At 46.7% G+C, this 14,654-nt stretch carries 11 protein-coding genes; 6 read left to right on the forward strand and 5 right to left on the reverse strand.

Annotation, left to right across the window (positions count from 1 at the left end; all coding sequences use genetic code 11):
• The first annotated feature begins 3 nt into the window (after positions 1-3).
• The 6 genes from D1614_RS10445 to D1614_RS10470 all read left to right on the forward strand — a co-directional run bounded on the left by D1614_RS10445 (position 4) and on the right by D1614_RS10470 (position 8,160).
• A complete protein-coding gene (locus D1614_RS10445; protein ID WP_119438156.1) occupies positions 4-1,671 on the forward strand; it encodes a SusD/RagB family nutrient-binding outer membrane lipoprotein in 1,668 nt (555 codons plus the stop codon).
• Positions 1,672-1,868: 197 nt separating this feature from the next.
• Entirely contained in the window at positions 1,869-3,233 is a 1,365-nt protein-coding gene (locus D1614_RS10450; protein ID WP_119437878.1) for a PhoPQ-activated pathogenicity-related family protein, read from the forward strand.
• A gap of 57 nt (positions 3,234-3,290) precedes the next feature.
• The gene (locus D1614_RS10455; protein WP_119437879.1) at positions 3,291-4,673 is read left to right on the forward strand and encodes a neutral/alkaline non-lysosomal ceramidase N-terminal domain-containing protein; all 1,383 of its coding nucleotides are present in this window, start codon (positions 3,291-3,293) and stop codon (positions 4,671-4,673) included.
• A 1-nt stretch (position 4,674) separates the two neighbouring features.
• On the forward strand, positions 4,675-6,000 hold the full coding sequence (locus tag D1614_RS10460; RefSeq protein ID WP_119437880.1) for a PHP domain-containing protein: 1,326 nt from the start codon (positions 4,675-4,677) through the stop codon (positions 5,998-6,000).
• A 14-nt stretch (positions 6,001-6,014) separates the two neighbouring features.
• Complete coding sequence (locus D1614_RS10465) at positions 6,015-7,289, forward strand: hypothetical protein (protein WP_119437881.1); 1,275 nt, start codon at positions 6,015-6,017, stop codon at positions 7,287-7,289.
• 22 nt (positions 7,290-7,311) lie between these two features.
• The gene (locus tag D1614_RS10470) at positions 7,312-8,160 is read left to right on the forward strand and encodes a glycerophosphodiester phosphodiesterase (RefSeq protein ID WP_119437882.1); all 849 of its coding nucleotides are present in this window, start codon (positions 7,312-7,314) and stop codon (positions 8,158-8,160) included.
• Positions 8,161-8,179: 19 nt separating this feature from the next.
• On the opposite strand, the gene D1614_RS10475 is transcribed toward D1614_RS10470, so the two are convergent.
• The 5 genes from D1614_RS10475 to D1614_RS10495 all read right to left on the reverse strand — a co-directional run bounded on the left by D1614_RS10475 (position 8,180) and on the right by D1614_RS10495 (position 14,652).
• Complete coding sequence (locus D1614_RS10475; protein ID WP_206609982.1) at positions 8,180-9,145, reverse strand: alpha/beta hydrolase; 966 nt, start codon at positions 9,143-9,145, stop codon at positions 8,180-8,182.
• Positions 9,146-9,165: 20 nt separating this feature from the next.
• Positions 9,166-10,725, reverse strand: coding sequence for a hypothetical protein (locus tag D1614_RS10480; protein WP_119437883.1), 1,560 nt, complete (start codon positions 10,723-10,725; stop codon positions 9,166-9,168).
• Between the two features lie 251 nt (positions 10,726-10,976).
• A complete protein-coding gene (locus D1614_RS10485; protein WP_119437884.1) occupies positions 10,977-12,377 on the reverse strand; it encodes a hypothetical protein in 1,401 nt (466 codons plus the stop codon).
• Between the two features lie 85 nt (positions 12,378-12,462).
• A complete protein-coding gene (locus D1614_RS10490; RefSeq protein WP_119437885.1) occupies positions 12,463-13,710 on the reverse strand; it encodes an MFS transporter in 1,248 nt (415 codons plus the stop codon).
• Between the two features lie 9 nt (positions 13,711-13,719).
• Complete coding sequence (locus D1614_RS10495; RefSeq protein ID WP_119437886.1) at positions 13,720-14,652, reverse strand: ROK family protein; 933 nt, start codon at positions 14,650-14,652, stop codon at positions 13,720-13,722.
• Positions 14,653-14,654 lie beyond the last annotated feature (2 nt).

Here is a 14,654-nt window from a genome sequence, read left to right on the forward strand (position 1 = left end):
AATATGAAAAAGTTCAATATAAAGTTCATCACAGTTCTTCTGGGTATGTTGCTGGCCTTTGGTGCCTGTCACGATTTAGACGATCTGAATATCAACCCCAACAACCCTGATCCGGAAATAACGGACCTTAACCTGCTGATGCCTACCATCATCATCAATTTAGGACAAGGCATCGTTAATCTCGGCATCGGAGATATTGCCGGCGTTATGCAGCACACACAAAAAACTGGCTGGTCGAGCGGTCACAACGATTACGACTGGAACAATCCCGGTCAGTCCTGGGGAGGTTTTTACGACATTCTGCGAAATGCAGACGAGTTTTACAACAAAGCTGTAGAGAAAGAGTTAGAGTTCCACCAGGGTGTTGGTTTAATTCTGAAAGCCTATACCTTTGGGATGATTGCCGATCTTTGGGGAGAAGCCCCTTTTTCAGAAGCCTTAAAGGCTGAGCAAGGTCCGGACTTCTATAAACCCGTTTTCGATTCGCAACAGGATATCTACCACGGCATTCTTGCCTACCTGGAGGAAGCCAATACGCTTTTATCAAAAAACAGTAGCGAATACACCAACATCAATTCCACGCAGGATGTACTGTACGAAGGAGATGTTAGCAAGTGGAGGAAATTTGCCAACTCGCTGGCACTACGTTACTACATGAGGTTACAGGCAAAGGAACCATCTGTTGCACAGGAAGGAATCAGTAAAATTACCGGCGATCCTGCCAAGTACCCAGTTATCACCCTTGCCGCCGACGAGGCCAATGTGGCCTATCCCGGTTCATCTCCGGGCACTTCGTGGCCTATCAACATGGTATTTAACATCGACCCATTGGGAGAATACATGCGAAGAAAACCCTGTGCCACATTGGTGGAGGCTCTTCAGGCGCTGAATGATCCGCGTTTAGGCGTTTGGGCCGAAAAAGTTGAGATTCCGCTGGTGCTGGTGCCTGGTACCGGTGTAGACAGGATCGTAGATGGGAAACGTGAGATTTCAAAAGACGTGGAAGAAGCTTTCTTAGCCAAATGGGAAGGAGAAGATAATCTTTACGTAGATTACGACCAGGAATATGTGGGAATACCGGTTCAAACATTCTCGGCACAAGCGTATAACCTAACACCCAATTATACCCAACAGGCTGCTTATAACCCGCATGTTTCGCAACTGAACGAAATGTACAAGGAAACCAGCGGGGCACTGCTGCAAATGAGACTTTTATCTGCGGCCGAAGTAAACTTCATTTTGGCCGAAGCCGCCCTTTACAGTTGGGCGCCGGGAAGCCCCGAAACCTATTATGACAATGGTATTAAAGAATCGTTCAACGCCTGGGATGTGGCTGACCAATTTGACGATTACATAGACGGTGCCGGCTACAACGGACTGGAAAGTATCATTCAGCAAAAATGGATTGCCAGCTGGACTGCTGCTGCCGAATCGTGGTTCGACTACCGCAGAACAGGTTTGCCTGATCTGCAAACTGGCCCATCGGCACGAAGGGAGAAACTACCGCTTCGTTTTTACTACAACATTAACGAAGACCTTTCCACCAACACGGCAAATGCTGAAGCGGCTGTCGCAAGGCTGGAACCAACCCAATACAAAGGCAGCGATCAGACCAACAACAGCGCATGGTCAAAATTCTGGTTGCTCCAGGGAACTGCAAAACCATATTAAAACATTCATAATAAAACAACAAGGAGGGTGTCCCAAAAGTTAGTAAAATCAGGTTCTCGCAAAGAGACAAAAGAAGCGCAAAGCTCACAGAGTGCACATTATCAGTTTCTGCTTTTGCGCTCTCTGGGTAAAACTTGGCGTACTTTGCGTGAAATATACTTTTGGGACTCCCTGCTGCTTTTGAAAGGAAAACAGACATGAGAAAGATCTTATTGGGTATTATCGTCCTCCTGCTTCCGGCAATGCTTGTATTGGCGGGCACAGAAAAAGAAATCACTCCGCAAACGGCATTGAAAGCCTATTTAAACAATGGCGACAATTCATTTAATTGGGAGGTTCAGGATCAGCTAAAAGTCGACGGAGTTGCACTGTACCGTGTTATTTTTACTTCGCAAACCTGGCGCGATCTGGTTTGGAAACACGAACTCACCATCATGGTTCCCGACGAATTGAAGCACCACGATGCCTTGCTTTTTATTACCGGAGGAAGCGTAAAAAACGGTGAACCCAACATCCATGAATGGGATAAATCTGAAATAAAGATGTTCAGCCAAATGGCCATAACCAACAAAGCCATCACCGCCATCGTATGGCAGGTTCCGAACCAGCCCATTTTTGACGGAAAAACGGAAGACGAAATTATTTCCTACACCTTTCACAATTTCCAGAGCGACAACGATTACACCTGGCCGCTTTTGTTTCCGATGACAAAAAGTGCCATCCGCGCCATGGATGCCATTCAGGAATTTGCCAAAAAAGATTTAAAAACCAAAGTAAACGAGTTTGTGGTGTCAGGCGCCTCCAAACGCGGCTGGACAACGTGGCTAACCGGTGCCAGCGACAAACGGGTAAAAGCAATCGGCCCAATGGTGATCGACATGCTGAACATGCAGGTAAATATCCCTTACCACAAAACTGCCTGGGGCGAATACAGCATCCAGATTGAGGATTACGTAAAACTGGGGGTTGCTCAGCAAGTGGGTTCTGAAGAAGGAAATGCACTGGTTCAAATGGTGGATCCGTATTCATACAGAAAGGCGCTGACCATGCCCAAGATGATCTTCAACGGTGCCAACGATGAATACTGGCCGGTGGATGCCATGAAGAATTACATCGACAGTATTCCGGGCGACAATCACCTTTGCTACATTCCGAATGCCGGGCACGGACTGGGAGATAAAACAAAGGCTATCACAACCTTGAGTGCCTTTTTTGGGGAAGCCATTTCCGGGAATAAACATCCGGAGTGTAACTATTCCATTTCAGAAAACGACGGCACTGTTACCCTTAAAATGAAAGCCGATGGCAATTTACTGGAAGATGCTATTTTGTGGAGTGCCGAATCGGATGACCGCGACATTCGCGACAATACGTGGACCGATAAAAGCCTGGGAGAAAAAGGGAAAAAAGAATTTACGGTCACCCTTAAACTACCTGAATCGGGCTACAAAGCTTTTTACGTCGACCTGAAATACAAAGCTCCGTTTGGAGGAGACTATACACAAAGTACCCGCATGTTTTTGATGAACGACCAAAAAGTGCTTCTTGAACGCGGTGAATAAACGATAATCGAATAAAAACGAAAGCTGCCAGATTTAAAACGGCAGCTTTTTCTGCCTATGAAACGAGCTGGAATCATAACCGGTGTTTTAGCCTTATTACTCGCAATCCTTTATTTTACGGCAACAGGACCGGTAAACCAGGAGTCCTATTTTGAAAGCGACTATTACAAGGAAAGTTGCTCGAAAATTGATGATTTGAAGGAAAATTACACTTCTTTCAACGATTCATTGCTGGCCGGCTTTGCCAAAGTGAGTATCACTCCGGTTCTCAACAATATTGAAGACAATGCGGAAGAAGGCAAATTCATTCAGGTTCCATTAGCCGGATTTGGTGCCCGTAAAGGTGCGCCTGCAACCGGCATTCACGACAGTATTTTTGTAAAGGCAGCCGCGTTAAAAGTAGCCGACCGATTGTTCGTTTTTGTGGGGGCCGATCTGCTGATTATTCCCCCCAACATTACCGATTCGGTGATGGTCGCGCTTTCCACAAAAGGGATACAACGGGATCAGCTCTTTTTCTCAGCTACACATACGCACTCCAGTTTGGGAGCGTGGGCTCCCGGATGGGTTGGCGAACAATTCTCGGGAGAGTACAATCCCAGGCTTGCCAAATGGCTGACCAGGCAAATCGTTATGGCAGTCACAGCTGCTGTTTCCGATTTAAAGCCGGCATCGCTGGCTACAGGCGATTTTGATGCGGCACAGTATACGCGTAACCGTTTAATTGGGGCCCGCGGAACCACCAACGACGACTTCAGTTTTATCTACCTTCAGCAAGATAATGGGAAAAACGCGGTGATCGGTTCGTTTGCGGCACATGCCACCACCATGGGCGACAAAAACATGCAAATCAGTGGCGATTATCCGGGCTACTGGCAACGAAAAATGGAAAATACATCGGTGGATTATGCCATCTTTTTTGCAGGATCGGTCGGAAGTCAAACAAATGTAGGTGAAGGCGAAGGTTTTGAAAAACCAAAATTCATCGGAGAAGCATTGGCCGACAGTTTAAATGTGCACCTGCAGAACATTCCGCTAAAAAATAAAATCACTGCTTCGTCATTGACGCTAAAAATGGCGCTTCCTGAATATCATATTCGCCTGAGCACCCAACGAAACCTGGCAACTTTTCTTTGCAGGAAGCTAAATCCCATCCCTGACAATTCTGTTCTCCAGGTTGTAAGGCTTGGAAATATGATATGGATTACAACTCCGGCTGATTTTAGCGGAGAATATGCACTGCAGCTAAAAAACGCACTGGCAACTAAAGGATACAAGGCCAACGTTTCGAGTTTTAACGGAAGTTACCTCGGGTACATCATTCCCGGGAAATATTTCTATCTCGATAAATACGAGCCTAAAGACATGGGTTGGTTTGGACCAACCATGGGCGATTACACCATGGATCTAATTCATCAGCTAAGCGAAATTGTCATTTAAAATGAACGGACGTAAAGCAATCAAAAAGGCACTGAGAATCCTGAAATACACTTTGTTTTCATTTTTGGGAATCCTCCTGGTTTTGCTCGTCATTGGGTTTGCCAAGCCTCTTTGGCGCAACCTGCTTACTTATCCCCGTCTTGAAAAAGAAATAGCCGAGTTTAATCAGCTTCGGAAAGAAACTCCCAAAACAACAGACCTGAACACCTATCGTGGTGTTATGCACGTTCACAGTTACCTTTCGCACGACAGCGAAGGGAACCTGAATGACCTGATTCCAGCAGCCAAAAACAACGGCATCGACTTTATCTTTTTAACCGATCATCCGCGCTATCAGCTCGACAGTTTTCCACGTGGCTACCAGGGAAACTACGACGGCGTTTTAATTGAACCGGGGAGCGAAAAACACGGTTATGTTTGCTGGCCGCTCGATACCATGGTGATCGACCTGAAAACCAATCCCGACACCATTGCAAAAAATGTGGTACAACAGGGAGGAATCGTATTCTTTTCCCACACCGAGGAACCTCGTAACTGGGGCAATACCTGGTACCAGGGAATGGAAATGTACAACTTCCACACCGACACCAAAGATGAATCACTTCTTCCCAGTATTCTTAATTTTCTGGTTAACGGAAAGTCATACCGGATTTGGGCACTACGCGAGATGTTTGATGAGCAAACCGCTATTCTTGCACGTTGGGATTCGCTGAACACTTACCGTCACCACGTTGGTTTTTCGGCTGTCGACACACATGAAAATCAAAATTTCAGAGCCAGATACACTTCCAACGGACAAGTGGAATGGGTAGGCCCCAATGCTAAAATTATTGACACCACCGATGTTACCATTTTCAATAAGTGGCTGTTTCACGAACCCGATGTAAACGGCTGGATTTTCCGACTGATGATTGACACCTACAACGAAGGCTTTAATTACATCACCAACTATGTTTTTGCCGATACACTTTCTGTTCCATCACTCGCCGAAAACATAAAAAAAGGACACCTGTTCTCTGCGTTTAAAAGTCTGGGCGATGCGAAAGGATTCAACTACTTCAGCAAAAATACCGACGGAAAGATCAACGCCATTACCGGTGATTCCATTTCAATAAGCGCCATTAAATCGTTGAATGCCGTCACTCCTCTTCCCGGCCAGTTCCGCTTGATCTATAACGGAAAACAGGTGAATATTTCCGGTATCGACGGATACAACTATGCCTCGCAAGGCCCTTTTAAAAAAGGAGCATACCGTATTGAAGTGCACATTCCGCTGCACGGGAAGTATGTTCCGTGGATTTATTCAAACCCCATTTATGTTTACTGAAAATCAATCTCAAGATGACAACAAGAATTTCGTTCCTGATCGCTTTGTTCCTCTTCGTCACACAAATACATGCACAAACTTTTAAAGCCGGCGCTGCCATTCGTGATATTACGCCCGATCATCTAATCCCGATTTCGGGAGGGATGGGCGAGCCGGTGATGCCAACCGACTACCAGGGAAAACTCACCATTCGTGCACTGGTGCTGGAAAAAGGCGAAACAAAAGTGGCCATCGTAGGCATTGACAATATTGGCTGGCCGGCATATCTGGGTGATCGTTCGCGAGCGTTGATAAAAGATATTGCACCCGAAAATGTGCTGATTGGCGTTACGCATACTCACAGTGCACCCGATGCTTACGGTTTTCCGGATGAAAAAGGAAACACTGGAGCTGATCTGGATTACCTGACTTGGTGCGTCACCCAAATTGCTGATGCGGTGAACGAGGCAGTAAAAAATACTCAACCGGCGGAATTAAAAACCGCAGTTGCCGAAGCCAAAGGAAAGATAGCTTACAACTACTACGCACCTCGTCTTTACGATCCAAGGATGGGTGTTATTCAGGTTCTTGCAACTACCGGCGCTAAACAAGGAAAACCGATTGCCACTTTGGTAAACTATGCCACCCACCCCGAAATTCTGGGAACAAAAAGAAAACTGATGAGCCCGGATTTGTGCGGCCCGTTGTACGACAGAATTGAGTCAAAAGTAGGAGGCATTGCCCTATTTATGAACAGTGCACAGGGTGGAATGGTTACTGCTGACACTAGACTCGAAAATGGCGGCGAGGCCAACGACTGGAACGAATGCATCCGCATCGGAAATTTAATGGCCGACGAAGCACTTCGTATTATCACCCCGGCTCCTGTTCAGCAAGATCCGCAATTGTACTGCACCGCAGAAATGATCGAACTTCCGGTGGAAAATGAGACCATGCAGTTTGTTTTCAAACACTCGCCGGTAGCGAAACTGGCTGAAAAACAAACCGATGATTTTAGCAAAGTAACCACACAAGTCAACCTTTTAAATATCGGAACAGCGCAAGTACTTACCATTCCGGGAGAAGCGCTTCCCAATATTGGGTTCTACCTAAAACGTCACCTCAAAACCGAACAGCCTTTTCTTTTTGGCTTAACCAACGATGCCTTTGGCTACATGCTAACCAAGGAAGATTTTAATAGTTTTGAAAGATATAAGTACATCACCAGAACCTCGCTGGGCGAAATGACAGCCGAAATTTATGAACAGCAAGCCTTGAAACTTATTGAAAAAAGTCCGGCAGCGAGATAGCTTCTGAAGTAACTTAATAGAAATGAACATTACCGCTTTTTCACTGGGCCTTTTACTTTTAGCAGCATTAAGTTGCGTTGGTCAAAATGCAATCAATAAAGGAAACGGTGATGAAATCATCCTTCCGGCACGTGGTTTCTGTGCCCACCGCGGCGCCATGCAAACACATCCTGAAAATACTCTTCCGGCATTTCAGGCAGCCATAAACGCTGGTGCCCACATGATTGAATTGGATGTTTGGCTCACAAAAGACGGGCAAATGGTGGTTATTCACGATAACACGGTTGACCGAACAACCAATGGCTCGGGAAAAATAGCAGAGTTAACGCTGGCCGAAATAAAAAAGCTGGACGCCGGAAGCTGGAAATCGCCGTCATTTAAAGGAGTGCGGGTGCCCACTTTTGAAGAAGCATTAAAAGTGATGCCCCGGAATGTCTGGTTGAATATTCACATGAAAGATGGGAATGAGGCACCGGCACTTGTTGCAGAAATACTAAAAAAAGAAAACCGGCTCCACCAGGCATTTCTGGCTTGCAGTGTAGAAGCTGCTAAAAAGGCCAGAAAAAAGGTTCCCGAGATACTGATCTGCAATATGGACCGACAATCCTCCACCGAAGATTATGTAAATACCACGATTTATTCGGAGGCCGATTTTATTCAGTTACGTGGTGAAATTACGCCCGATTTAGAACAACACATCCAGCGGTTAAAACAAAAGAATATCAGGGTAAACTATTTTGGCACCGACTCGCCGGAAGAAATCAAACTTTTATTTCAATACCAGGTTGATTTCCCGCTGGTCAACGACATTGTAAATACCATCCTATTAGGCAAAGACTTTGGTATTACTCCGGTTCAGCCTGAATTTTAACAATTATGTTGCACAAAAACTACCTCAGGTATTTTTCAAAAAAGGCATCCATTTTCTTTTGCATGTAAACGTTGGGACGTTCTGCCATGTCCATACCATGCGGCCACAACGGCAAACGATAATATTCATTCGGGACTCCCAAGCGATCAAGCCGCACCTGCAAGGTATCCGACTGGCTGGGAGGAAGCAAATTATCGGAAGTTCCCTGCAAAATCAGTGTTGGCGGTATATCCTTACTCAGGTATTTGGCCGGTGAAGCGTCCCAATACAACTCCGGCTTTTCGGTGTACGGATGTCCGATAAAATCAGTCACCATAAACTGTGTTTGCGCGTATGGCGTGGTCATGTCCACCGGCCCGTAAATATCCACTACCGCCTTCACTTTATGCCGCTGGGGGTTTTCCCAGCCGTAGCCCGCCAGCATTGCGAGGTGTGCCCCGGCAGAGCCGCCAATCAATGCTACCCGGCTTGTATCGTAGCCAAAAGTTTCGCCGTTTCGGAAGAGAAAATCCACTGCGTCCATCACATCTTCCACAGCCGCGGGATAAGTCCCTTCCTTTTTCAGCCTGTACGAAACTGTGGCGGTTACATACCCTTTTTGCGCATAGTCCAGGAGGTACACCAGGTAATCCTGCCGTTTCCCGCTTCGCCAGCCACCGCCGTGTATAAAAACGAGCAAAGGTGCTTTCTCCGTCAATCCTTTTTGTTTGTAAACATCCAGCTGCAGCGACTTCCCGTTTACCGCCTTGTATTCAATGTCTTTGAACGATTCGATTCCGTCCGGAACTTCGGGTTTCAGATCCACCAGCTTTTCCAGACCTACACCAATGGCCAGGTAATCGAGGGTTTCAAAATGGTAGCCAATGGGAGCTTTCTCCGGAAATAAAACTCCGACCAAGCTCGGGATCAACATCCAAACAACCAGGAGAGCCAGTATAACCAGCAATCCTTTCCCTATTCGTTTTACTGCTTTTTTTACCATCATCGTGCTTATTTGGAAGACAGTTAATTCCCGTTTAATTCATTCAGCATTTCCTGGATATTCCGATGCAAAAGCGGCGCTGTTTCCTTACCGAGCGAATTTCCTTCTCCGTACTGTGCCTTTTCGCGCCCGTAGGCAAAAGGTGCTTTTACATCCCACTGACTTTTGGGAATGATGTATCCGATTTCGTCGTTGGCCAAACCAATGATGAATTTGAAGTCGCCTGCCATCATTCCGCGGATGGGTGGAACTTCAACCGCCTGAATCCCCAGATCGCCTTCCGGCAAAGCATCCACTCCCCCGTTTACGATTTCTGGATAAATCTCGCCGGGAATGCTTACAAACGACATTGGGCCAATCCTAAACACCGAAAGCTCCGAGCGCATTTTCATCCAGCCGCTTGTTCCTCTGTCCATCACGCCCAACGCAGTAGCCAGCTTAAACAGGTTATTATCGATCGGAAGCGAAATGGTACGAACCAGCAATGAAATATTTGCTGAATCAATAATGGATTCGGGTTGTTCCATCGCATTCAGCGCCAGCATCGAAAGGTGTTTTCCCTCAGCGGCAGCCTTTTCAAACGAACCTTCTTTAAACTCTTCTCCGGTAAAAGGATCTTTCACCGCAAGCGAGGGATGTGTGCACATTAAGCCGCCAAGTGCCCCGTTCATGTACACGCAAACGCCGCCAACACCGGGTTTCATTAGCGATTCGCCATTAAAAACGCCGTTTTCAACCCCGTCGCGTACAAAATGCGGAAAGTCGGACGAAATCAACAGGTTGCGGCTCCACAAAGTTTCGGGGTGATTTCCCCAGGCCACCACCGTTCCCAAAACCTGGTCATTTTCTTTATCTACAGCCTTTATCATCCGGAGCCCCGAATCAAACACTTCGGGTTTGCGTGTATCTTTTACCAGCGGAATCGCTCCGGTCAGATCCTGTGAAATCTCCAGGCGGGCCGGTCTTAAACTTTCTGAAGCTTCTACCACCGACTTTACGATCTGGTTTTTAACAAACATCATGTAATCGGGGTTGATCCCGCTTTTCAAAGGCGATTTTCCCCACAAACCAAGCAGATCCGCCGATTCGTGTGTATGCGTTGATGCGATCAATGTGTACGTAATGCCCGCTTCTGCCGGAATCATTTTCCGAACGTCCACCACATCGTCGTGCATAAAACCAATGGCATCGATAATTACGATTGCTAACCGGGTTGTGCCGTCGTCAATAATCAGGGTACGAGCCCAAGTATCGTCGTGAACTCCGTTGGCGGGTTTACTGTTGCTAAAACCCGCAATCCACACCGGATCGAATTTACCGTTCCCGTTTCCGTCAATAAAAGTATCTCCATCCTTCGGCTTGTACTTGGCATCGTCGTTCTTGTCCACCCAGCGGTCCGGAACTTCAGGCGTGATCGGCACTGCGGCAAACCCGGCTTTTAATCCGGCCGGAGAAGTACCCGTCACTTTCAGATCGGCTGAGTAACCGGGATGCCTGTCTTTTAGGTTGGTCAACATCCAGATAATCAGTCCTGCCAGAAAAACTACCACTACCATGCCGATGATTTTTGCTACTTTCTTCATTTGTATTCTTTTTCGTGCAATTTTGTGTGAAAACAAAAATACGGTACCGATCCTGACCCTCCGAAACAGATCAATCACCAAAAGCCAAAAACGGCTCGGAATTCGATCAGCTCAGCCATTCTGTATCATTCGTTTGTTTCTTCAATATCTGCAATTTAGCCATAATTTTGAATCTTGCTGAAGATCGCGCGGCACTTTGCGGAGAAGCAGGTTGATGTATACAATGTTAGCCATTCTCAGCACACCCCGTTCTATGCAGCCTTTTCTGCTTCTGTTTTGAATTCAGACTTGATCATCCAGCTAAGCAACACAGCAGAAAGTACAAAAAAGAGATCGACAAAAAAACGTCCGCAAACCACCTGACACAAGGACAAGCCAGCCAGGTCGAAATTCCGGGGATGTTCGTACATCCGAAGTATAGATATAAAAATACACGACCAGGTCAATACCAACAACAGGTTCCGAATGTTGTCCTTTTTACGGCTGAAATAAAATACCAGGGCAGCAACCACCGCTGTGGAGAGAAACACCCAGAAAAAATGCCAGGTAAAAGGCGACAATGTATTTACACCCGGGTAAAAATCGCGAAACAAGTCGATGGCCGTATGACAGAAGGTTAAGGTGATTCCGATTTGCCAGGCTGCTTTGGGGAAACGGATTAGTACAAGCACAAAAATCAACCCGGTAAACGAGTAATTATCCACCAGTCGAATCATCTCATTTTTTATCGATCCGCCCGGCATGTTGTTGTCGAGTGTTACTTTGCCCACTACTTCGATTAACGAAGGAAATAACCAGAAAATCAGCAGACCGGTTCCCAGTACCACGAACAACTCTTTCCACTTTGCCCAACCACTTTCTTCCGTTAAAGGCTCGTTATCCGGCTCAAAAACCAAATCGTTGCGACTTAACCAGGCTGCATAGCCCAACGAAGCCCCCAGCAACAAACCAAAACTAAATTCCATCGCTTTCCACCAACTTCCAAAAATCACATCGGGAAGATGACTTCCGAGCACCAGCCAAAAACCACCAAGGCCAAAACCAAGTGCCCCGCCGATGGTTCCCCAAATCGTAAAGCGAAGAATTATTTTGAAGTTTTCAGCCGGTATCTTCAGTTTCAGATACCCCAGCAAAAACACAGCGCCCAGCAACAGTCCGGCCCACGATTCGGCGCGGGGTTTCACAGGGTCGGAAAAATACAGCAACATCGGGTCGTTGATCAGTTTAAAACCGACGATTATACCCAGTATCAGGAGCAGAAAAGCCACGATGAGAGTCTTCCGCGGAACAGACCGAAAGAAAAACCCCAGTGCAAAAACGGCTCCTCCCAGCAATCCCCAAACGGCACCTTTTAAAGTAGTTCCGGCGGTTCCCCACCAAACGGTATCCGGATTTTTCAAAAAGCCCAATGTTTGTCCGTATGTCATTTCGCCCCCCAGGCCAATGCCAATTACCCCAAAAACAACCAGAAAAGAAGTAGCCCGGGCAGGCATTCTTAGTAATAAGCTTACACACAAGGCAATCATGGCGCCGGGAATCATGGCACCATAGGGGCCACCGCCAATGTGGCCGCGCAATCCCCAGCCCAGCATCATGGCCAAAGCAGGGAATGCAATAAACATCCACTTCGAATGGAATTTTTCTTTGTTCATATCTGTTTTTGTTTGATTAGTTACCTGTCAAAAAGTGCCGGAGGATTGTCAGCGACAGTCCCCCGGTATTTATTTTTGCTTACCGCTAATGTTCCGGCTTAAACGAGATTGTTTTGTTGGTGATCAGCGGTTTGGCCCAGAATGAAATACTCAATACATAGCCCAGTGTCACAAAGATCAGCAGCATTCCGACCCGCAGCGAAGAAAAGTCGCTGATGGCGCCGATCAGCACCTGAACAATGGCCCCTCCGGCAATACCGGTCATCAAGATCCCGGCAAACGAACCGTGGTGTTTCGCCACTGAATTCAGCCCCAGCGAAACAATTGTGGGGTACATTACTGACAGAAAGAATCCCGAAACAGGTAAAGCCCACAAGGCAATACCGGCACTGCCAAACAAACCCGCAGCGACACAAATCATGGCCAGAATGGTAAACCACCGCAAAATTTGTTTGCTGTCGAATAGTTTCATCAGCACGAGGCCCAGTATTCCGCCAATCGTCATTAATCCCCAGAAATACGAAACGGCATCAGCCCCCGCCAAATCAGGATCAATGTCATGGTAGGTTTTCAAAAACTTTGACAACCAGTAAGAGATTCCCTGTTCAGAACCTACGTACATAAAAATGCCCAGGAAATACAAAATCACATATTTGTTTTTGATCAGTTCCTTAAAGCTTTCTTTTGAACCAACTTTTTCCTCATCCTGCAATTCCACCTTCGGAAATTTAACCAGGAAAATAATTACCCCCATCAGAATGGCAATGGCGGCAAAAGCCCAGTAAACCGAAACCCAGGACATATTTTCGGGAACCAGTTTTGCCATCCACTCAATCAGCGGCTTGTCCAGGTTTCCATGGTCGATATTCACCACAAAATAGGAATACATTTGCGGGCTTATAAAGGAAGCCAGGCCAAAAACCAATTGCCCCATTACGGAATAAAAAGCATAGTTTGCTTCGCCTCCCGAAACGCGCAAAAGCGGATTAATGACCACCTGCAAAGCAGCCATTCCTGCTCCAATCGTAAACAATGAAACGATGAACACATTGAAAACAGGGAAAACTGCAAATATCAATGAAGCGGCGAAAGCCATCAGAAATGCAAAAATGATTATCCGTTTTTCACCGTATTTCTCCACCATAAAACCAAAGGGAATCGACATAACCCCGTAAGCAATAAAAAAAGCAAACGGGAGCAGGCCGGCCATGGTTTCGGTAAGTGTAAAACTCTCGGATACTTTTTGATTCAGCGCCCCCAGAATGTTGGTGAGAAATGAAATCACAAAAAACACCAACATAACAAGAACGACCATAAGATGATTTCGTCGCATATTGTTTGTTTAAATTACGTGCTTAAAAACCAGCGATGCTGCGCCCAGACAACCGGCATTGTTCCCGAGGGTTGCCCCCACCACGTCGGTATTTGCAGCACAATCGGACATTGCGTAACCGAAGGCCGACTCTTTGATCATATCGATGTAAAACTGCCCGGCTTCAGAAATTCCCCCGCCGATCACCACTTTTTGTGGTGCAAACGTATTGATGAACCCGGCTATTCCGTGTCCGAGATAATCGGTGTGTTCCTGCATGCATTTTACGGCTGTGGCTTCGTTGTTTTTGTATTTTTCAACAATCAAATGACCGTTCACTTCTTCGGCATTCAAACCTGCTGCTTCAGCATATTGCTGCACCAATGCAGAGGTGGAAGCATAGGCTTCCAGGCAGCCACGTCCGCCACAACTACAGTCAATCCCTTTGTGATCGATGGTGACATGGCCCATTTCTGTACCGCGGTTTTTATAGCCTCCGTACAATTCGCCGTTGGCAATAATCGCCCCGCCAATACCGGTTCCGACCGTAATAAAAATCACATCCGAGCAATCTTTCGCAGCACCGTAGGTCGCTTCGCCCAGCCCCATCACATTGGCGTCGTTGTCAGCAAAAACAGGCAGGTTGAAAGCTTTGCCAAAAATCCCGGCCAGATCAATGTCAAACCAGCGATCCAGGTTTTCGGCTCCCCCCTGCACAACTCCGTCACAAACAATTCCCGGGGAACCGATCCCGATCCCTACTACCTCAATAGCCTCTTCTCCGGCTTTATCGATTGTCTTTTGGATGGAAGTCTTAATGGCTTCCAAGGTATCTTCGCGGCTGGCTTTTCCGCCTACCGGCAATTTCCCTTCGGTTACAATTTCTCCGTTTTCAGCTACCAAAGCATATTTTACAAACGTTCCTCCAAGGTCGATGCCAGTGGCATATCTCAATTTCTCCATTT

The sequence above is a fragment of the Maribellus luteus genome (genome assembly GCF_003576475.1).
In the GTDB taxonomy this organism is placed as follows: Bacteria; Bacteroidota; Bacteroidia; order Bacteroidales; family Prolixibacteraceae; genus Draconibacterium; species Draconibacterium luteum.